The sequence below is a fragment of the Massilia terrae genome (assembly GCF_024753145.1).
Lineage (GTDB): Bacteria > Pseudomonadota > Gammaproteobacteria > Burkholderiales > Burkholderiaceae_D > Telluria > Telluria terrae.
On record NZ_JANUGU010000004.1, the window covers coordinates 207,470 to 227,265 of the forward strand.

General features: G+C 68.8%; 18 protein-coding genes. 10 read left to right on the forward strand and 8 right to left on the reverse strand.

Annotation, left to right across the window (positions count from 1 at the left end):
- Positions 1-328 precede the first annotated feature (328 nt).
- On the forward strand, positions 329-1,030 hold the full coding sequence (locus NX778_RS13895; protein WP_258812344.1) for a flagellar brake protein: 702 nt from the start codon (positions 329-331) through the stop codon (positions 1,028-1,030).
- Between the two features lie 21 nt (positions 1,031-1,051).
- Here the strand turns inward: NX778_RS13895 and NX778_RS13900 are convergent, their stop codons facing one another.
- Both NX778_RS13900 and NX778_RS13905 read right to left on the reverse strand, forming a co-directional pair.
- Entirely contained in the window at positions 1,052-1,459 is a 408-nt protein-coding gene (locus NX778_RS13900) for an SRPBCC family protein (protein ID WP_258812345.1), read from the reverse strand.
- A gap of 20 nt (positions 1,460-1,479) precedes the next feature.
- Positions 1,480-1,803, reverse strand: coding sequence for an ArsR/SmtB family transcription factor (locus NX778_RS13905; protein ID WP_258812346.1), 324 nt, complete (start codon positions 1,801-1,803; stop codon positions 1,480-1,482).
- 120 nt (positions 1,804-1,923) lie between these two features.
- Between NX778_RS13905 and NX778_RS13910 the strand changes: the two genes are divergently transcribed.
- On the forward strand, positions 1,924-2,904 hold the full coding sequence (locus NX778_RS13910) for a ferritin-like domain-containing protein (protein ID WP_258812347.1): 981 nt from the start codon (positions 1,924-1,926) through the stop codon (positions 2,902-2,904).
- Between the two features lie 4 nt (positions 2,905-2,908).
- On the opposite strand, the gene hpnA is transcribed toward NX778_RS13910, so the two are convergent.
- Complete coding sequence (hpnA, locus tag NX778_RS13915) at positions 2,909-3,907, reverse strand: hopanoid-associated sugar epimerase (RefSeq protein ID WP_258812348.1); 999 nt, start codon at positions 3,905-3,907, stop codon at positions 2,909-2,911.
- 122 nt (positions 3,908-4,029) lie between these two features.
- Between hpnA and ispH the strand changes: the two genes are divergently transcribed.
- The 6 genes from ispH to NX778_RS13945 are packed head-to-tail and all read left to right on the forward strand — an operon-like array spanning position 4,030 to position 10,425.
- Positions 4,030-4,965 carry a 4-hydroxy-3-methylbut-2-enyl diphosphate reductase gene (ispH, locus tag NX778_RS13920; RefSeq protein WP_258812572.1) on the forward strand — a complete coding sequence of 312 codons (936 nt, stop codon included), beginning with the start codon at positions 4,030-4,032 and terminating at the stop codon, positions 4,963-4,965.
- Between the two features lie 2 nt (positions 4,966-4,967).
- A complete protein-coding gene (hpnH, locus tag NX778_RS13925) occupies positions 4,968-6,092 on the forward strand; it encodes an adenosyl-hopene transferase HpnH (protein WP_258812349.1) in 1,125 nt (374 codons plus the stop codon).
- A 5-nt stretch (positions 6,093-6,097) separates the two neighbouring features.
- Positions 6,098-7,177, forward strand: a complete 1,080-nt coding sequence (hpnI, locus tag NX778_RS13930) for a bacteriohopanetetrol glucosamine biosynthesis glycosyltransferase HpnI (RefSeq protein ID WP_258812350.1) — start codon at positions 6,098-6,100, stop codon at positions 7,175-7,177.
- Complete coding sequence (gene hpnJ, locus NX778_RS13935; RefSeq protein ID WP_258812351.1) at positions 7,174-8,601, forward strand: hopanoid biosynthesis associated radical SAM protein HpnJ; 1,428 nt, start codon at positions 7,174-7,176, stop codon at positions 8,599-8,601. Before hpnI ends, hpnJ begins: the two co-directional genes overlap by 4 nt.
- 7 nt (positions 8,602-8,608) lie before the next feature.
- On the forward strand, positions 8,609-9,448 hold the full coding sequence (gene hpnK, locus NX778_RS13940) for a hopanoid biosynthesis-associated protein HpnK (protein ID WP_258812352.1): 840 nt from the start codon (positions 8,609-8,611) through the stop codon (positions 9,446-9,448).
- The gene (locus tag NX778_RS13945) at positions 9,445-10,425 is read left to right on the forward strand and encodes a lysylphosphatidylglycerol synthase domain-containing protein (RefSeq protein WP_258812353.1); all 981 of its coding nucleotides are present in this window, start codon (positions 9,445-9,447) and stop codon (positions 10,423-10,425) included. Before hpnK ends, NX778_RS13945 begins: the two co-directional genes overlap by 4 nt.
- A 2-nt stretch (positions 10,426-10,427) precedes the next feature.
- On the opposite strand, the gene NX778_RS13950 is transcribed toward NX778_RS13945, so the two are convergent.
- The gene (locus tag NX778_RS13950; RefSeq protein WP_258812354.1) at positions 10,428-11,036 is read right to left on the reverse strand and encodes an MlaC/ttg2D family ABC transporter substrate-binding protein; all 609 of its coding nucleotides are present in this window, start codon (positions 11,034-11,036) and stop codon (positions 10,428-10,430) included.
- 118 nt (positions 11,037-11,154) lie between these two features.
- On the opposite strand from NX778_RS13950, the gene hpnN reads away from it, so the two are divergent.
- Positions 11,155-13,782 (forward strand): hopanoid transporter HpnN, encoded by a 2,628-nt coding sequence (gene hpnN, locus NX778_RS13955; protein WP_258812355.1) that lies wholly within the window; start codon positions 11,155-11,157, stop codon positions 13,780-13,782.
- Positions 13,775-14,491 carry an MlaA family lipoprotein gene (locus NX778_RS13960; protein ID WP_258812356.1) on the forward strand — a complete coding sequence of 239 codons (717 nt, stop codon included), beginning with the start codon at positions 13,775-13,777 and terminating at the stop codon, positions 14,489-14,491. The genes hpnN and NX778_RS13960 overlap by 8 nt, the downstream gene beginning before the upstream one ends.
- Before the next feature lie 110 nt (positions 14,492-14,601).
- Here the strand turns inward: NX778_RS13960 and NX778_RS13965 are convergent, their stop codons facing one another.
- From NX778_RS13965 to NX778_RS13980, 4 genes are all read right to left on the reverse strand, one after another.
- A complete protein-coding gene (locus NX778_RS13965; protein WP_258812357.1) occupies positions 14,602-15,264 on the reverse strand; it encodes a phosphorylase family protein in 663 nt (220 codons plus the stop codon).
- Positions 15,264-17,234 (reverse strand): squalene--hopene cyclase, encoded by a 1,971-nt coding sequence (gene shc / locus NX778_RS13970; RefSeq protein WP_258812358.1) that lies wholly within the window; start codon positions 17,232-17,234, stop codon positions 15,264-15,266. The genes NX778_RS13965 and shc overlap by 1 nt, the downstream gene beginning before the upstream one ends.
- 18 nt (positions 17,235-17,252) lie before the next feature.
- The gene (gene dxs, locus NX778_RS13975) at positions 17,253-19,121 is read right to left on the reverse strand and encodes a 1-deoxy-D-xylulose-5-phosphate synthase (RefSeq protein WP_258812359.1); all 1,869 of its coding nucleotides are present in this window, start codon (positions 19,119-19,121) and stop codon (positions 17,253-17,255) included.
- 229 nt (positions 19,122-19,350) lie between these two features.
- Positions 19,351-19,785, reverse strand: a complete 435-nt coding sequence (locus NX778_RS13980) for a hypothetical protein (protein WP_258812360.1) — start codon at positions 19,783-19,785, stop codon at positions 19,351-19,353.
- Positions 19,786-19,796 lie beyond the last annotated feature (11 nt).

Sequence of the window (19,796 nt, forward strand, 5' to 3'; positions counted from 1 at the left end):
ATCGTTCGCTTGCAGGCCGAGGGAATTGAAACCTCGTCCGGCACGGACGAGGGGTGAGCCGGGGTTTCGAGCCGCGCATGCGGCGAGCCGGCGAACGGCCCTGCGCTTGCAAGCGCAGGGCCTCTCCAATTCGCCCGTTCAAGGGAAATCGCGCAGCGATTTCTTGCTTCACCTCCACCGGGCCTGTCGGCGCAAGCTGACGCCCCTTTGTCTCTAAAAGTGACAATCCGATAGTCTTCATGCATACCTCAGGCGTATGATCACCGCTGAGCCGCTCTAGTCATTAGAGCAAACCGAGACCGTTTCAGCTTGAGCCACAGCGCGCGCGATGGACCAGACCCAAGCCCAAGACCAGAAACCGCAAGAATTCAGCTTCGAATCACTGAACATGCAGGTCGGTGTGCGCCTGCAGTTCATCACGCACCGGCGCGTCAAGCCGGTACCCTACTTTTCCACGCTGATCGGCTACGTCAAGGACGAATACATCATCGTCAAGACCCCGATCGACCAGGGCGCCCCCATCAGCCTGACGGAAGGCGAACGGCTGACGATCCGCGTGTTCTCGGGCGTGAACGTGTGTTCATTCGCCGGCACGGTCGAACGCGTGTTCGGGCGGCCGCTGTCTTACGTTCACCTGTCCTTCCCGACCGAGATCCTTGGCACCAGCTTGCGCGGCGCGATGCGGGTGAAGACCGAGATTCCGGCACTCGCGCGCAGCCATGCGGGTACGCCGATCGACTGCAGGCTGGTGAATATTTCGGTTACCGGAGCGCGCATCGATTCGCCGGTGCCGCTACCGTCGGACACGCCGATCGCCTTGCAGTTTGGCTTCATGATCCCAGGCACCAACCAGGAAACGCAGATCGACACCAAGGCGCTTGTGCGTAATATTACGGTCGAAGATACCGGCGGGCCGCGCGCGATCCACAGCCATGGCGTCCAGTTCGTGGACCTCGATCCGGTGCACTACACCCTGCTGCAAAACCTCACCTACGAAGCGCTGCTGGCAGACCGAAGCAAGATTGTCTGACGACAGCGCTCCGCCCACGACTCACTCCTCGCGCGCCAGCACCTGCTCCAGGTTGCCAAAGAACTTCTGCCAGCCATACTTGGCCCCTTGGTAAGCCTGCTGCTGGTCCGGACGGAAGCCGACCTGCTCCATGCGCAGCAGGGTGCCGCTGCCGCTCGGTGTCAAGGTCCACGTGACGACGCTGTCCAGCCCCATCGCCTCCCAGGTGTAAGCCAGCGACTTGTTCGGTTCCACTTCGCGCACCTGGCAATCGACCGAGCCCCAATCCCCGCTCAGCGTGAACCGCTGGTCCACCACCGGCGCGAAATCGTTCTTCATCAGCCATTCCGCGATCAGGTGCGGCTGGGTCAGTGCGCGCCAGATCTTCTCCGCGGGATACGGCAGCTCGCGTTCGACGACGACGGAAAGCACTTCGGATGCTGCATTCATTTGTCTCATCCTTTCTTCGTTTATTGGTCCATTCGTTTGAGGAGGTCTTCGAGATCGTCGAAGCGCTTCTCCCAGAAGCGGCTCATCTCCTTGGTCCAGTCCATCAGCGGCACGAGCGCGGCCGGCTGGGCCAGGTAATGCGTCTGGCGCCCCTCATGCCGGTCGCGCACCAGCCCGGCCTGCTTGAGGAGCGCCAGATGCTTTGACACGGCCGGCTGTGAAACCCCGGCCTCGGCCGTCAGCGCACCGACCGTCTGCTCGCCGCCACGACACAGGCGCTCGAAAATGGCCCGGCGCGTGGGATCGGCGAGGGTTCTGAAGAGCAGGTCGTAGTTGGTTTGCATGATGATCGATAACTTGTCGGCTATGGATAATATATAACCACATGGTTATGGATTCGTCAAGCGGAACTTGGCGGGACGCGAAAGACTCCTAAGTCGAGTACGAATGCGACAAGACCTGCGATGAAACACGAGCCACCGAACCAATTCGACCTGGCCGCGATCGTGCCGGGCTTCCGCGCGCCGCCGCAGCCGGAAGGGACGCCGGACGACACCGCGCTGGCCGAAGCCCACCGCCGCGCACGCCACTGGAACAGCCGTCTCTTCGGCCCGCTGCGGCCCGGTTCCGAACGCCACCGGCAAGCGGTCTGCCGCATGTTCCGCGACACCTTCAACCCCTACCGCCCCGCCGTCCTCGCCTGGCCCGACCTCGACGAAGCAAGCCTGCGGCGCATCGTCGCGCTGCCGATCTGGGACATCGCCGTGCAGACCGAAGGCAAGGCCCGGTTGCGCATGGCCGCCTACGCCCGCGCGCTGGAAGACAGCGAGATGCGCGCCGCGCTGGCCCTGAACGCGTGGGAGGAGAACCGCCACAAGGATGTGCTGGCGCGGATGGCGGCGGCCTACGGCATCAAGCTCGCGCCCGAGGCGCCGTATGCATGGCCGCGCGATCCTGAGTGGGCCTACCTCGTCACCGGCTACAGCGAATGCATCGACAGCTTCTTCGCCTTCGGCTTGTTCGAAGCCGCACGCTGCTCCGGGCTGTTCGCACCGGCGCTGGTCGACACCTTCGAGCCTGTGATGCAGGAAGAGTGCCGCCACATCCTGCTATTCGCGAACTGGGCCGCGTGGCACCGCGCGCGCCTGCCGTGGTGGCGCCGCCTGCGCTTCGAGGCGAAGGTGCTGGCTGTGTGGTGCTTTCTCGGCTGGGAGCGCATCGGCCTTGCGCGCAGCATCGACGCGAATGGCCGCGGGCACGCGCAGGACAACAACTTCACCGTGAGCGGCGCGCAGTCCGTCACTGGCGGCGGCATCAGCGCGCGCGACCTGATGCAACTGTGCCTGTGCGAGAACGACCGCCGTTTCGCCGGCTACGACGAGCGGCTGCTGCGCCCTGCCACGATGCCGGCGCTGGTGCGCTTCGCGCTCAGGCTAATGCGATGACGCGTCAGTCCAGGTAGCCTTCGAGGGCGAACCAGTCCAGCGCAGCCTGCAGTCCCTCCACGTGCGGCCGCGATGCATAACCCAGCTCATTCCTCGCCTTCTGCGACGAGAAGTGCATGCGGTTGCGCGACATCTTCAAGCCATCGCAAGTGAGGAAGGGCTCGCGCCCCGTGATACGCGCCAGCGCTTCAGCCGCCTTCGCCAACGGCACCAAGGGCGCAACCGGCAGCCGCACGCGCGGTGCGCGGCGTCCCGTCAGCGCCGCGATCTCGGCCAGCAGCTCGCGCAAGGAGATATTGTCGCCACCGAGGATGTAGCGCTCGCCGATGCGCCCGCGTTCCAGCGCGAGCAGGTGCCCCTGCGCGACATCATCCACGTCGACCACATTCAGCCCGGTCTCGACATACGCCGGCATGCGCCCGCGCGCCGCCTCGACGATGATGCGTCCGGTCGGCGTGGGCCGCACGTCGCGCGGGCCGATCGGCGTGGAGGGGTTGACGATCACGGCCGGCAGGCCTTCGGCCGCCATGCCCTCGACCAGGCGCTCCGCCACTACCTTGCTGCGCTTGTACGCGCCGATGGCTTCGCTGGGTGCAAGCGGCTCGTCTTCGGTGGCCGCGACGGTATCCGACCCGACGCGCAAGGTCGCCACGCTGCTGGTGTAGACCACACGCTCGACCCCGTTTTCAAGCGCGGCGCGCATCAGATTGCGTGTGCCGTCGACGTTGGTGCGTTCGATATCGGCAGGCTCGGGCACCCACAGGCGGTAATCGGCGGCCACGTGAAACAGGTAGCGCACGCCTTGCAGCGCGCGCGACAGGCTGGCCGGGTCGCGCAAGTCCCCCACCGCCACTTCGGCATCGAGCCCGGCCAGGTTGCGGCGCGCGCTGCTTTCACGGACCAGCACGCGCAAGCGCGTCCCTTGCTGTTGCAAGGCGTGCGCCACCGCCGCGCCGACGAAGCCGCTCGCACCCGTCACCAGCACACGGTCCTGGCTGTTCATGGCCACGTTCTCCATTGGGTTATGGACGATTGTAGCGAACCACTTCGCCGCGCACGCATCAAACCGATTTTGGCGGGAGATTTCCGATGCTGCCGCAGCGAATGACTGCGCGCGCCCCGGCGCTGCGCGTGATATTGGCACAGCCGCGCGGCTTCTGCGCCGGTGTAGTGCGCGCCATCGAGATCGTCGAGCGCTCCCTGCAGAAGTATGGCGCGCCGGTCTATGTGCGCCACGAGATCGTGCACAACAAGGCGGTGGTCGACAGCCTCAAGGACAAGGACGCGCGCTTCGTCGACGAGCTCGATGCGGTGCCGGCCGGCGCGGTCACGGTGTTCAGTGCGCATGGCGTCGCGCGCCAGGTCGAGGCCGATGCCGCCGCGCGCGAGCTGCACGTGCTCAACGCCACCTGCCCGCTCGTCACCAAGGTCCATATCCAGGGCCGGAAATATGCGGCGGCCGGACGCGTGGTGGTCCTGATCGGGCACGCCGGCCATGCCGAAGTCGAGGGCACCATGGGCCAGATCGATGGCCGCGTGGTGCTGGTCCAAAACGTGCGCGAGGCCGAACAGCTCGACCTGGCGCCGGACACGCCACTGGCCTACGTCACGCAGACAACCCTGAGCGTGGACGACACGCGCGACGTGATCGCGGTGCTGCAGCGGCGCTTCCGCGACCTCGTCGGGCCGGACGTGCGCGACATCTGCTACGCCACCCAGAACCGCCAGCGCGCCGTGCGGGCGCTGTGCCGGCAGGTGGACGTGCTGCTGATTGTCGGCGCCACCAACAGCTCCAACTCCAACCGGCTGCACGAGATCGGCACCGAAAGCGGCATTCCCAGCCACCTGCTGGCCGATGGCAGCGAGCTCGATCCGGACTGGGTCCGCGGCGCGCGCACGGTCGGCATCACCGCGGGCGCGTCCGCACCGGAAGCGATGGTCGAACACGTGATCGGGACCTTGCGCCGGCTGGCCCCGGTCGAGGTGAGCACGATGGCCGGCCTGGAAGAACACATCGAGTTCCGGCTGCCGCCAGAACTCGTCGCGAACCAGGCGGAGTAGCGATGGCCATCCCGCTGCTGCAGAAGGCACTGGTGGGCGCATACATCCTGCGCCGGCACCTGTCCGGCCAGGCGCGCTACCCGCTCGCGCTGATGCTGGAGCCGCTATTCCGCTGCAACCTCGCCTGCGCGGGCTGCGGCAAGATCGACTATCCGGACGAGATCCTCGACCAGCGCTTGTCCATCGACGAGTGCCTGGGCGCCGTGGACGAATGCCGCGCGCCGGTGGTGTCGATCGCCGGCGGCGAACCGCTGCTGCACAAGGACATGCCGGCCATCGTGCGCGGCATCGTCAAGCGCCGCAAGTTCGTCTACCTGTGCACCAACGCCCTGTTGATGAAGAAGAAGCTGGAGCAGTACCGCCCCAGTCCCTTCTTCATCTGGTCGGTGCACCTGGACGGCGACCGCGAAGCGCACGACCGCTCCGTGTGCCAGGCCGGCGTCTACGAACGCGCCGTGGCCGCGATCCGCACCGCCAAGGCGCGCGGTTTTCGCGTCAATATCAACTGCACGCTGTTCAACGACGCCGATGCGTCCCGCGTTGCGCGCTTCTTCGACGACGTGAGGGCGATGGGCGTCGACGGCATCACCGTGTCACCGGGCTACGCCTACGAACGCGCGCCGGAGCAGCAGCACTTTCTCACGCGCGAGCGCACCAGGCAGCTGTTCCGCGACATCCTGCGCCAGGGCGATGGCGGCCGGCGCTGGGCCTTCAGCCAGTCCGGCCTGTTCCTCGATTTCCTGGCAGGGAACCAGACCTACCACTGCACTCCCTGGGGCAATCCTACCCGCACCGTATTCGGCTGGCAGCGCCCGTGCTACCTGCTGGGCGAAGGCTACGCGCGCACCTTCCGCGAGCTGATGGAAGACACGGACTGGGACGCCTACGGCACCGGCCACTACGAGAAGTGCGCCAACTGCATGGTCCACAGCGGCTACGAGGCGACAGCAGTGCTGGACACGGTGCGCCATCCGCTCAAGGCCGGCAGGGTCGCGCTGGCCGGCGTGCGCACCAGCGGCGGCATGGCGCCAGACATTCCGCTCGACCGCCAGCGCCCGGCCCAATACGTCCACACGCGGCAAGTAGCGATCAAACTGGCCGAAATTCGCGGCCGCCGCGCGGGGTGACGACAATGGCGGCCGGCTACCTGATCCTGATCGCGGCCAGCCTGTATGCGCTGGCGGCCCTGCTGTGCCGTCCCCGCACCTGGCGCGGCAGGTCATCACCAGCGATGATGCCGGTGTCCGTGCTCAAGCCGCTGTGTGGCATGGAGCCAAACTTGTACGAGAACCTGTCCAGCCTGTGCGCGCAGAGCTGGAGTTTCTACCAGATCGTCTTCGGCGTCCGCGATCGCGACGACCCGGCCGTGGGCGTGGTGCGCGAACTGATGCGACGCCATCCGGAGCGCGACATCGAACTGGTGGTGGATGCGCGCGTCCACGGCACCAATCACAAGGTCAGCAACTTGCTCAACATGGCGCCGCATGCGCGCCACCCGTGGCTGGTGATCGCCGACAGCGACATCGCCGTGCCGCACGACTATCTGGAAAAGCTGTGCGCGCCGCTGGCCGATCCGCGCACCGGCATCGTCACCTGCCTGTACCAGGGCCATGCGCTCGCGGGCTTCTGGAGCCGGCTCGGCGCACAGTTCATCGACACCTGGTTCATGCCATCGGTGCGCGTCGCCAGCGCTTGCGGCAGCAGCGACTTCGGCTTCGGCGCATCGATCGCGCTGCGGGCCGGCACGCTGGCGGCCATCGGCGGCTTTGGCGCCCTGCGTAACCGGCTGGCGGACGACTACTGGCTGGGCTGCCTGACCCGCGAGCGCGGCATGCGCACCGTAGTGGCCGATCTCACCGTCCGCACCGACGTCGCCGAAGCCAGCTTCGCGGCCCTGTGGCGCCACGAGCGCCGCTGGATGCACACGATCCGCTCCGTCAACCCGCTCGGTTACGCGTTCAGCTTCATCACCTTCACCTTCCCGATGCTCGCCATCGGCCTGTACCTGGCGCCAGGCGCCGCGCCGATCGCGCTCGCCGGTGCAGCCGCCCGCCTCGCGCTGAACCTGCGCGACGGCGGCCACGTCCTGCAAGCGCCCTTGCGCGACTGCCTGCTGCTGCTGGTCTGGGCCAGCGCCTTCGCCGGCTCGACCGTACGCTGGCGCCAGCAGACCGTCCCGGTGGACGACGCCCTGCAACAAGGACCGCCATGAAAACACTGTTCCTGCAAGCGCCCTCCTTCGACGGCTTCGACGGCGGCGCCGGCTCGCGCTACCAGGCCAGGCGCGAGATCCGCTCCTTCTGGTACCCGACCTGGCTGGCGCAGCCGGCCGCGCTGGTCCCCGGCAGCCGACTGCTCGATGCGCCGGCCGATGGCCTGGACGTGGAGCAGACGCTCGCCATCGCGCAGGACTACGAACTGGTCATCATCCATACCAGCACGCCCTCGTTCCCGTCCGACGCGCGCTTCGCCGAACTGCTCAAGGAACGGCGGCCGGACGCCTCGGTCGGCATGGTCGGCGCCAAGGTCGCGGTCGATGCCGAAGGGTCGCTGCGCGCCAGCAGCGCCATCGACTTCGTCGCACGGGAAGAGTTCGACTACACCTGCCGCGACATCGCACAAGGCATGCCGTTCGAACGCGTCGACGGCATCAGCTACCGCGATGCCGGCGGCGTGCGCCACAACCCACCGCGCGCCATCATCGAGAACATGGACGAGCTGCCCTTCGTCGCGCCGGTCTACCAGCGCGACCTGGACATCCACAACTACTTCATCGGTTACCTGAACTACCCCTACGTGTCGCTGTACACGGGCCGCGGCTGCCGCTCGCGCTGCACCTTCTGCCTGTGGCCGCAGACCGTGGGCGGGCACCGCTACCGCGTGCGCTCGCCCGGCAACGTGCTCGACGAAGTCCGCTGGATCAAGCAGCACATGCCCGAGGTGAAGGAGGTCATGTTCGACGACGACACCTTCACCGACTTCCGGCCGCGCGCCGAAGAGATCGCGCGCGGACTGGGCAAGCTGGGCGTGACGTGGTCGTGCAACGCCAAGGCCAACGTGCCCTATTCGACGCTGAAGATCATGAAGGAGAACGGCCTGCGCCTGCTGCTGGTCGGCTACGAGTCCGGCGACGACCAGATCCTCCTCAACATCAAGAAGGGCCTGCGCACCGACATCGCGCGGCGCTTCGCCGCCGACTGCAAATCGCTCGGCATCACCGTGCACGGCACTTTCATCCTCGGCCTGCCGGGCGAAACGCGCGAGACCATCGCGAAGTCGATCGCCTTCGCCAAGGAGATCAATCCGCACACGATCCAGGTGTCGCTGGCCGCGCCCTACCCCGGCACCAGGTTGTACGAGCAGGCCGTCGAGAACGAATGGATCCCGCCGAACAAGACGATCAACCTGGTCAACGAAAGCGGCGTGCAGCTGGCCGCGATCAGCTACCCGCACCTGTCGCGCGAAGAGATTTACCACGGCCTCGAGACTTTCTACCGCAGCTTCTACTTCCGGCCATCGAAGATCTGCGAGATCGTCGGCGAAATGCTCGGCAGCTGGGACATGACGCGGCGCCGCCTGCGCGAGGGCGTCGAGTTCTTCCACTTCCTGCGCTCGCACGGGGCATCGCATTCATGAGGACGGCGTGGACCAGCGGGCACCAGGCCTCATCATCACCGCCGACGATTTCGGATTGCACGGCAGCGTCAACGCCGCCGTGGAACAAGGGTATCGCGAAGGCGTGCTCTCGGCGGCGAGCCTGATGGTGGCGGGGCCCGCGGCCGCCGATGCGGTGGCCCGCGCCCGCGCGAATCCGGGCCTGCGAGTCGGCCTTCACCTGGTGCTGGCGGATGGCCGTGCGATGCTGCCGCCACGCGCGATTCCTGACCTCGTCGACAGCAAGGGACAATTCGGCAGCCGCATGGCGCGCGACGGCGTGCGCATCTTCTTCCTGCCCAAAGTGCGCCGTCAGCTGGCCAACGAGATCCGCGCCCAGTTCGAAGCCTTCGCCGCCACCGGCCTCGCACTCGACCACGCCAACGCCCACAAGCACTTCCACTTGCACCCGACCGTGCTCGCCTTGATGATCCAGATCGGCCGCGAGTTCGGCCTGCGCGCGGTCCGCCTGCCGCGGGAAGCCGGCCTGCCGCCGTGGCTGCGTCCCTGGCTCGCCCTGCTCGAGCACCGGCTGGATGCGGCCGGCATCGCGCACAACGACTACATGATCGGCCTGCGCCAGACCGGTCACTTCGACGAGCCGCGCCTGCTGGCCGCCCTCCAGCATCTTCCCGCCAGCGGCGTGGGCGAAATCTACCTGCACCCGGCCCGCCAATCCGGCGCGGTCATCACAGCGAGCGCCGCGAGCTGCCGCCATGCCGACGAACTGGCCGCGTTGATCTCGCCGCGGGTACGCGCCGCGCGCGAGCAGTTGCGCGGCAAAGGCTTCCGCTTCGGCGGCTTCGCCGACCTGGCCGCGCCGCGATGAAGCGGCTCGTGCTCATCGGCGGCATCGCTGGCCTGCTGCTGCTCACCGCGCTGATCGTCTACGAGGGGCTGCCGGAGGTCGCCGGCGCCCTCGACCGCGCCGGCTGGCCCTTGCTGCTGCTGGTCCCGCTGCACCTGGTTCCGCTCGCGTTCGACACACAAGCCTGGCGCGTCCTGCTGGCGCCGGCCGACAGCGAGCGCCGCGCCGGGATGCTGTTCCTGCTGTGGGTGGCCGCCGTGCGCGAGGCGGTGGCGCGCCTGCTGCCCTCGGTGGGCATCGGCGGCGAAGTGGTGGGCGTGCGCCTGGTGCGCCTGCGCGTGGCCGACACCACCGCCATCAGCGCCACCATCGTGCTCGAAGTGCTGGTCACGATCGCCGTCCTGTACCTGTTCACCGCGCTCGGCCTGCTGCTGATGGCGCGCCTCGCCGACGGCAAGGGCCAGCTCGGCATCATCGCGGCCGGCGTCCTCCTGTCGCTGCCGCTGCCGCTGCTGCTCGCCTGGCTGGTGCGGCGCGGCGCGCTGTTCACCCAGCTGCACGCGCTCGCGCTGCGCCTGCTCGGCGAAGGCCATCCCTGGGCCTTGCGGCTGGACGGCGCCCGGCTCGATGCCGAGATCGGCCGCCTGCTGGCGCAGCGGCGGCGCATCGCCCATGCGCTGTGCTGGCAACTGCCCGGCTACCTGCTCGGCGCCTTCGAAACCTGGTACGCGCTCCTGCTGCTCGGCCACCCGGTCAGCGCCAGCGCCGCCGTCGCCATCGAGGCGCTGACCCAGGCCACGCGCCACGCCACCTTCATCGTGCCCGCCAGCGTCGGCGTGCAGGAAGCGGCCGTGATCCTGTTCGGCTACGTGGCCGGCATCGGCGGCGACGTCGCGCTGTCGCTCGCACTGGTCAAGCGCATGCGCGAGATCCTGTTCGGCGTGCCGGCGCTGCTGTCATGGCAGTGGTTCGAGGCGCGCCGCCTGCGCACGGCCTGAGCTCAGGCGTTGGCCTGGTTGTGCGCCGCCAAGAATTTGATCAGCCCATCGATTCCGCCACGCTGCAGCTGGGCCGCAAACTGCTGGCGGTACACGACGATCATCCACGCACCCATCATGTTGACGTCGTAAATCTTCCAGCCGGCCTCGACCTTGTGCACGCGGTAATCGATCAGCATCGTGTCGCCGCCCGTGGTGACTTCGGTGCGGACCACGGCATCGGTAGCGGAGGCCGGCAGCGGCGCCATCGGCGGGTATTTGAACTGCGTGTTCTGCCCGCGGATCTGCATCAGCTGGGTGGCGTAAGTGTGGGCCAGCAGGGTCTGGAACTCCTTGAACAAGGCATCGCGCTGCGCCGGCGAGGCCTTGGCCCAGGTATCGTTGCCGACCGCGTACTGCGTCGTGCGCATGAAGTCGGTGGATGGCAAGAACTTCTGCTCGACGATCTGGTAGATGCGGTTGGCGTCGCCACTACGCGCGGCCGGATCGGTGTGGATGGCCGACATCACCCCATCGATGGTCGCGCGCACGACCTTGTCAGGGGCCTGTTGTGAATAGGCGTATGGTGCGGCGGCCAGCACGGCCAGCGGTAGCAAGAGACAAGATTTCATCACGATCCCTCCGCGAGCGGCATGGCCCAAGTATAGCGATCGCGCGGCATGCGCGCGGCCGCAGTCGTGCGCGCGCTTCGCTGGTCTAACAGACGTATATCGGTCGAGCGCGAGTCCCATGCTGACATCCATCATCTGCAGGACGATACGATTTTCGGTCAGGCACGCGTGGTTCGTGATCGGCCTGTTCGCGCTGGTCGTGGCCGCCAGCACCGTGTATGTCGCGCGCCATTTCGCCATCAACACCGATGTCAGTTCGCTCATCGATCCGAACGCGCCCTGGGTGCGGCGCGACGCCGCCGTGACGGCCGCCTTTCCCCAGCGCGCCGATTCGACGCTGGTGGTGGTGCGCGCGCCCGCGCCGGAGTTCGCCACCCAGGCCGCGCGCGAACTGGCGCAGCGGCTGCGGGCCCAGCCCAGGCTATTCAGCTCCGTCAGCCTCGGCACCGACAGCGATTTCTTCGCGCGCAATGGCCTGCTATTCCTGCCGCCCGATCAACTGAATACCCTCAGCGCGCAACTGGCCGACGCGCGACCGCTGCTGAACGCACTCGCCCGCGATCCCTCGCTGCGCGGCCTGGCCGACCTGCTCTCCGTGACCCTGCTCACACCGCTGCAGACGGGGCAGCTCACGCTGGCGGACATGGCGCCGCTCCTCAGGCGCAGCGCCGATACCGTCGACGCCGCGCTCGCCAACCGGCCCGCCGCACTGTCATGGCGGGAGCTGGCGGGCGGCGCTCCCGCCGGACCGGTGCACAGCCTGGTCGAGGTGATCCCGGTACTCGACTACACCCAGCTTCAGCCGGGCGCTGCATCGTCCGACGCGATCCGCGCCGCGGCGGCCGGGCTGCACCTCGGCCAGCGCTACGGCGCCACGGTCGCGCTGACCGGCGCGGTGCCGCTGGCAGACGACGAATTCTCGTCGGTGCAGCAGGGCGCTGCGCTCAGCACTGCGGTCACTTTCGGCTTTGTCCTGCTGATCCTGTGGATGGCGCTGCATTCCATGAAGCTGGTCGGCGCCGTGTTCATCACCATGCTCGGCGGCCTCGCCCTGACCGCCGCGCTGGGCATGCTGATGGTCGGCGCGCTCAACATCATTTCTGTGGCCTTCGCCATGCTGTTCGTCGGGATCGGAGTCGACTTCGGCATCCAGTTCGGCATGCGCTTCCGGGCGCGGCTGCTGGAACTGGCGGACACCTATGAGGCGCTGCTCGCCGTGTCGCGCACGATCTCGCTGCCGGTCACGCTGGCCGCGGTGGCCACCGCGATCGGCTTCTTCGCCTTCCTGCCCACGGCCTACCGTGGCGTGGCCGAGCTGGGGCAGATCGCGGGCGTCGGCATCCTGTTCGTTGCCTTCCCCACCTGCTTCACGATCCTGCCGGCGCTGATCGCCAAGTCCCATCCACACGCGGCCTCGTCGATGCCGGGTTACGGCTGGCTGGCGCCGGTCGACCACCTGTTCCAGCGCAACCGCACCGTGCTCCTGTTCGGCACCGTGGCGATAGTAGCGGCCGGCGTGCCGCTGCTGTGGCACCTGCGTTTCGACTTCAACCCCTTGCACCTGAAGGATCCGTCCAGCGAATCGGTGCAGGCGCTGCACACGCTGGCCGGCAGCGGCGAGGCCGGCATCGACAACGTGCAGGTGCTCGCGCCCTCGCTGGCGCAGGCCGCCGCGCTGGGCCAGCGCGTGGGCCGCCTGCCCGAGGTCGAGCGTGCGACGACGCTGCAAAGCCTGGTGCCGGAGCAGCAGGCCGGCAAGCTCCACATCATCGGCGGCCTGGCCGCGCGCCTCGACCCTGTGCTGGCGCAGCAGCCGGCGCCGCCCGCCAGCGACATCGAGCGCATCGACGCGCTGCGCAATGCCGCACGTGGATTGCGCAACGCGGCGCTCGATTATCCGGGCGCGGGCGAAGGTCCGGCGCGGCGCCTGGCCGACAGCCTGGGCAAGCTCGCGCGCGCCGACGCCAGCGCGCGCAACCGTGCCGAGCAGGCGCTGGCCGGCCCGCTCAAGTTCGCGCTGGCGTCGCTGCGCATGGCGCTGCACCCCGAGCCGGTCAGCCTGCGTACGATTCCCGCGGACTTGCGCAGCAACTGGGTCGCCGCCGACGGCCGCGCCCTGCTCGACATCGCGCCGCGCAAGGCGCCGGGCATGGAGCCGGGCGACGACCGCCAGCTGCGCCGCTTCGCCGCCGCGGTCCAGCGCATCGCGCCCGACGCCAGCGGCGGCACGATCTCGGTGCTCAACGCGGCCGGCGTCGTCACCCACGCCTTCATCGAAGCGGCGCTGCTCGCCATCGTCGCCATCACCGCGCTGCTCTGGCTGACCTTCCGCCGCATCGAGGATGTGCTGCTGACCATGGTGCCCTTGCTGGTGTCCGGACTGGTCACGCTGGAGCTGTGCGTGGTGTTCGGCATTTCGCTCAACTTCGCCAACATCATCGCCCTGCCGCTGCTGCTCGGCGTCGGCGTCGCCTTCAAGATCTATTACGTGATGGCCTGGCGCAGCGGCATCACCGCGCTGCTGCAGCATGGCCTGACCCAGGCCATCATCCTGTCGGCGGCCACCACCGGCACCGCCTTCGGCAGCCTGTGGCTGTCCAGTCACCCGGGCACGGCGAGCATGGGCAAGCTACTGGTGCTCGCGCTCGGATGCACCCTGATCGGCGCGGTGTTCTTCCAGCCCATCCTGATGGGGCAGCCGCGCGCCACACCGCAGCAGGACCAACGTGGAGCCAGTCATGAATGAGAACCAGCGCCGCAATGCGCTCGCCATGGTGGTGCTGCTCGCCACCGGCGGCTGCGCGACCGGGCCGAACCGCAATCCGCAGGATCCCCTCGAACCGCTGAACCGCATGACCTACCGGTTCAACGACGCGCTCGACCGCAACTTCGCCCAGCCGGTCGCACGGCAGTACAACAAGCTGGTGCCGCAGCCGGTGCGCACGGCGGTCGACAACTTCTTCGCCAACCTCGGCGACGTGGTGGTGATGGCCAACGACTTCGCCCAGCTGCGCATCGCCGACGGCATGAACGATTTCGGACGGGTCGCATTCAACACGACCTTCGGCGTCCTCGGCACGATCGACATCGCCTCGGCGCTGAAGATGCCCCGGCACGTCCAGGACTTCGGGCTCACGCTGGCGCACTACGGCGTGCCGTCCGGGCCCTACCTGGTGCTGCCTTTGTTCGGGCCCAGCACCTTCCGCGATGCGGCCGGGTTTGGGGTGGACCAGTATGCGTCGCCGATCACCTACGCGGATCCGGCCTGGCGCAATTCGCTGTGGGGCGTGGACTTCGTCAGTACGCGGGCGCGTTACCTGAACGCGACCAGTCTGCTGGAGGAGGCGGCGCTGGACAGATACCTGTTCACGCGGGATGCCTGGCTTGGGCAGCGCGAGGCGAAGGTGCGCGGCGAGAAGGAGGAGAAGTTGCCCAACTACGAAAAAGACCAATAACGTCCCAGCGCAGGCGGGGCCCCATGCTGAGCTGCCGGGCCTGCGGCGCAACAGCGCGGCTGCGCAAGCTGTCCATGTGTCCCGGCCTGCGCGGGGAAGACCGTTTTCATTTAATCGATAGCCCGGCGGGGAACGGAGAAGGCATCGCCGGCGAGCGCACGCGCCGCTTGCAGCGTGCGTTTGGCGACCAGCGCGTCCGCTGCCAGCATCAGCAAGGCAGGCAGCTGCGTGGGATGCGCCGCCAACGCGCGCAACATCGGCGCCAGCGCGACCTCCCCGCTGCTCAATCCCGCGAGAACACAGGAAGGTACTGTGCGCCACGCAGGATCGGCGATGGCGCGCAGCGCGACAAAGGGCGTGCCCAGGCTCCGCGCCGCCAGCGCCGCCCGGTGCGACTCCATGTCCACCGCGCGCGCACCGAGCCGCCACAAGCGCACCTTGTCGGCCGCTTCGCTGCACGGCCGCGCCGCGCCGATCAGTGCGCCGCCGTGCGCATACGGCAGCATCCGCCGCAGCGCCGCCAGCCACTGCCGGTCGGCCTCGACGATGCCCGCGGGCGTCTGCACCGCATCCGGCAGCAGGCAGTCGCCCGGCCGCAGCGCTGGGTCCAGGCCACCGGCGCAGCCGAAGCTGATGATCCCCGCGCACACGCCCAGCTTGCGCAAGGCCTCATCCGGCAAGCCCAGCGCACGCACCACGCGCACGCGTGGCCCGGCGGCGATCGCGGCCTCGAAGGGCAAGCCGCACACCGCGATGACCTCGGCCTCGCGCATCACATGCCGAAGGCAACCCGGCGGCTGCCCTGCTGCCTGAGATTGCGGTAGCGCGCCAATGCCCACAGCGGAAAATAGCGCGCGTAGCCGTGGTAGCGCAGGTAGAACACGCGCTCGAAGCCGGTCGCTGTGTGGTAAGGCTCGTCCCACAGCCCGTCCGCGCGCTGATGCTCCAGCAGCCAGCGCACGCCGCGCGTTGCCGCTTCCTGCCCCGCCGCGCCGCCCGCCATCAGACCGAGTACCGCCCACGCGGTCTGCGACGGCGTGCTCGGCGCGCCGCAATAGCCAACATGGTCGAGCGCATAGCTGCTGCCGTCTTCGCCCCAGCCGCCGTCCTCGTTCCGCACCTCCGCCAGCCAGCGCAGCGCACGCGCCACCGGCATGCTGTCGTGGCGCAGGCCAGCCGCGTTGAGGGCGCACAGCGCGCTCCAGGTGCCGTACACGTAGTTCATGCCCCAGCGCCCGTACCAGCTGCCGTCGCGCTCCTGCTGGGCCAGCAGCCACGCCAGCGCGCGCGCCGCGTGGGAACGCCGGCGCGGCGCGCCGTGCAGCTGCGCCAGCATCGACAGGCAGCGCGCCGACACGTCGGCCGTCGGCGGATCGAGCAGCGCGCCATGGTCGGCGAACGGGATGCTGTTCAGGTAGTACTGCGTGTTGTCCGCCTCGAACGCGCCCCAGCCGCCGCACCGGCACTGCATTCCCGCGACCCACTCGTCGGCGCGCGCGATGGCCGCCGCATCGTCGAAGTGGCCGAGCGCGGCCGCGCGGTCCATCGCCATCGCGACCACCGCGGTATCGTCCACGTCCGGGTAGTGCGGATTCGCGTACTGGAAGGCCCAGCCGCCCGGCCGCAGGCGCGGACGCCGCACCCGCCAGTCGCCCGGCGGGTCGAGCACCTGCAGGGGGCGCAGCCACACCAGCGCGCGTCCGGCCGCCGCACAAGCGCGCGGACTACCCTCCTCCAGCAGCGCATGGCACATCAGGGCCGTATCCCATACCGGCGACAGGCAGGGCTGGCAGTAGGCCTCCGCGCCGCGCTCGACCAACAGCCGGTCGATTGCGCCGCGCGCCGTCGCCAGTTGTTCGCGCTGGCCGAGCGCGTCGAACATCAGCGCCGCATTGACCATCGCCGGGAAGATCCCGCCCAGCCCGTGCTGGCCATTGAGGCGTTCGGCCACGAATGCGGACGCCGCCTCGATCGCCCGCTGGCGCAAGGCCCGCGCCAAGACCGGCTCAAGACGCCGCAACTGCGCGTCCACCGCGCGAAACAGCGTGAACCACAAGCGGCCCTGGTGCGGCGCGCGCGGCGCCATGCGCAGGCCTTGTGGCGAATCGAGGAACAGCTCGTCGATCCGCACGCCGCGCGGGTTTCGCGCGCGCGGACGCAGCGCGGCCAGCACCAGCAGCGGCACCAGCACCGTGCGCGTCCAGTACGACACCTTCGACAGGTGGAACGGCGACCAGCGCGGCAGCAGCACCAGCTCCACCGGCATCGCCGGCGCCGCCTCCCACGGCACCTGGCCGAACAGCGCCAGCAGGATGCGCGTGAAGACGTTACAGCGCTCCGCACCGCCATGGGCACGGATCGCCATCCGCGCGCGCGCCATGTGCGGCGCGGCCGGCGAGTCACCGGTCATCTTCAGCGCGAAGTAGGCCTTGACGCTGGCGCTCGGGTCGTACGGACCGCCGTTCAGCAGCGGCCAGCCGCCGTCCGCGCCCTGGATGCGGCGCAGATAGCGCGCGATGCGGGCCTCCAGCGCGCGGTCGGCTTGTTCGCCGAGGTAGTGCACCATCAGCACGTACTCCGCCGGGATGGTGGCGTCGGCCTCGAGCTCGTACAGCCAGTGGCCGTCCGGCCGCTGGTCGGCCAGCACGGCATCGAGAGCGCGCTCGACCGCCTCGCGCAGCGCGATCGCTTCTTCTTGCGCCGCGCGCGCGGGCCAGGGCGTGGGCAGGTCGGGAAGCCGCATGGCTGCACTCCTCGACCCTTAACCGTTACTGACCGCCAGCCGCGGCTCTTGCGTACCGAAGCGCTGCCGGATCGACGCCACGATGCCGCCGGCGTCCAGCCCCAGGTCCGCCAGCAGCGCGGCGCGCTCGCCATGCTGGATGAAGCGGTCGGGCAGGCCGAGCATCAAGAGCGGCCGCGTGAGCCCGGCCGCCGCCAGCGCCTCCGCCACCGCCGCGCCGGCGCCGCCCATCACGCTGCCCTCCTCCACTGTCACCAGCCGCGCATGCTCGCGCGCCAGCCGCGTGACCAGCGCCACGTCCAGCGGTTTCACGAAGCGCATGTTGACTACCGTGGCGCCCAGCTCGGCGCCCGCGGCCACGCTCGGCGCCACCATCGAGCCGAACGCAAGGATGGCGATGCCCTCGCCACGGCGCCGCACTTCCGCCGTGCCGATCTCGATCGAGGACAGCTCGTGCCCGATCGCCACGCCCGGTCCCGCGCCACGCGGATAGCGCACTGCCGCCGGGCCGGGATAGTGGAAGGCCGTGGTCAGCATCCGCCGGCACTCGTTCTCGTCGGACGCCGCCATCAGCACCAGGTTCGGCAGGCAGCGCATGTAGGCGACATCGTAATTGCCGGCGTGAGTGGCGCCATCCGGCCCCACCAGCCCGGCGCGGTCGAGCGCGAAGGTGACGTCCAGGTTCTGCAGCGCCACATCGTGCACCAGCTGGTCGTAGGCGCGCTGCAGAAAAGTGGAGTAGATCGCCACCACCGGCTTCATGCCTTCCGTCGCCAGCCCCGCGCCGAAGGTCACCGCGTGCTGCTCGGCGATGCCCACGTCCGCGTAGCGCTCCGGGAACTGCTGGGCGAAGCGCACCATGCCCGAGCCTTCGCGCATGGCCGGCGTGATGCCCACCAGCCGGCGGTCGGCTGCCGCCATGTCGCACAGCCAGTCGCCGAACACCTCGGTGTAGGTGGTGCGGCCTGGCGCCGGCACGATGCCCACGCTGGGGTTGAATTTGCCGGTGCCGTGGTACAGGATCGGATCGGCCTCGGCCAGCTCGTAGCCGCAGCCTTTGCGCGTCACCACGTGCAGGAATTGCGGCCCATGCAGCGCGCGGATGTTCTGCAGCGTCGGCACCAGCGCGTCGAGGTCGTGTCCGTCGATGGGCCCGATGTAATTGAAGCCGAACTCCTCGAACAGCGTGGCCGGCGGCGCCACCATGCCCTTGGCGTGCCCTTCCAGCCGGCGCGCCAGCTCGACCACCGGGGCCGGCAGCACGGTGCGGCCGACGTTGCGCGCCGCCGCGTGGAAGCGGCCCGACATCAGCCGCGCCAGGTAGCGGTTGAGGGCGCCCACCGGCGGCGAGATCGACATGTCGTTGTCGTTCAGGACCACCAGCAGGTCCAGGTCGTGCGCCACGCCGGCATTGTTGAGCGCCTCGAAGGCCATGCCCGCGCTCATCGCGCCGTCGCCGATCACCGCCACCGTCTTGTGGTTCTCGCCCTTCAGCCGCGCCGCGCGCGCCATGCCGAGCGCCGCCGACACCGAGGTCGACGAGTGCGCCGTGCCGAAGGTGTCATACCGGCTTTCGTCGCGCCGCGGGAAGCCGGACAGGCCGTTCGCCTGGCGCAGCGTGTGCATGCGCGCGCGCCGCCCGGTGAGGATCTTGTGGGGATAGGTCTGGTGGCCGACATCCCACACCAGCCGGTCGCGCGGCGTGTCGAACACGTAGTGCAGCGCGATGGTGAGTTCGACCGTGCCCAGGTTGGACGACAGGTGACCGCCGGTGCGCGACACCGAATCGAGCAGGAACTGGCGCAGCTCGTGCGCCAGCGGGACCAGCTGTTCCGGCGCCAGCTGGCGCAGCTGGGCCGGATCGTTGATTGCCTCGAGTAGCTTCATCAGTGCCTCCGCACGATGCCTGCGCCGGTGCGGGCGCAGCCAGCGGCCCGTGCAGCGTTCGGCATCTTACGGATGGGACGGCATGCGACCGGGCCGATGGTAAGTCAGGAGATCATTCTAGAACGATCACCGGCCGCAGGCACGCCGAGCTTACTCAAGCGTGCAGGCAAGAGCACCGGGGCAAATGAGGTGCGGAAGCGGCGCCCGCCGTGCGCCGCCCGCGCGGCCTTCAGGACAGGTCGCGCTTGTGAGGAAGGTCGGTCTCCGCGCTGCCGCTGGCGGACGGCGAAGCCACGTGGTGCTGGATCTCCTCCACCGTCTTCAGCGGTCCGAAGCGGTCGATGATTTCCTGCGCATGGGCGCGCTGTGTATCGTCGGTGACGTCGACCGTGACGACATAGCCGCCGCGCCGCACCACGTCGCCGTACAGGTCGCTGTGGGTCGAGGAATTGCCGGCGCCGAGCAGGCCGGTGAACAGTGCGCCGATCTTGTAGTTGACCGAATTCGGGTCGGTGTGCGGCGCCGCGGCGCGGTCGCGCGGCGGGATTTCGTGGTCGGGGTTCAGCTGGACCTGGGTCCACGAGAACTCGCCCGCCAGCAGCGCGTTCTTGGCGCTGAACGCGGGTTGGAACTCGCCGAACACCCCAATGACTGTCGTGCTCATGATGAACTTCC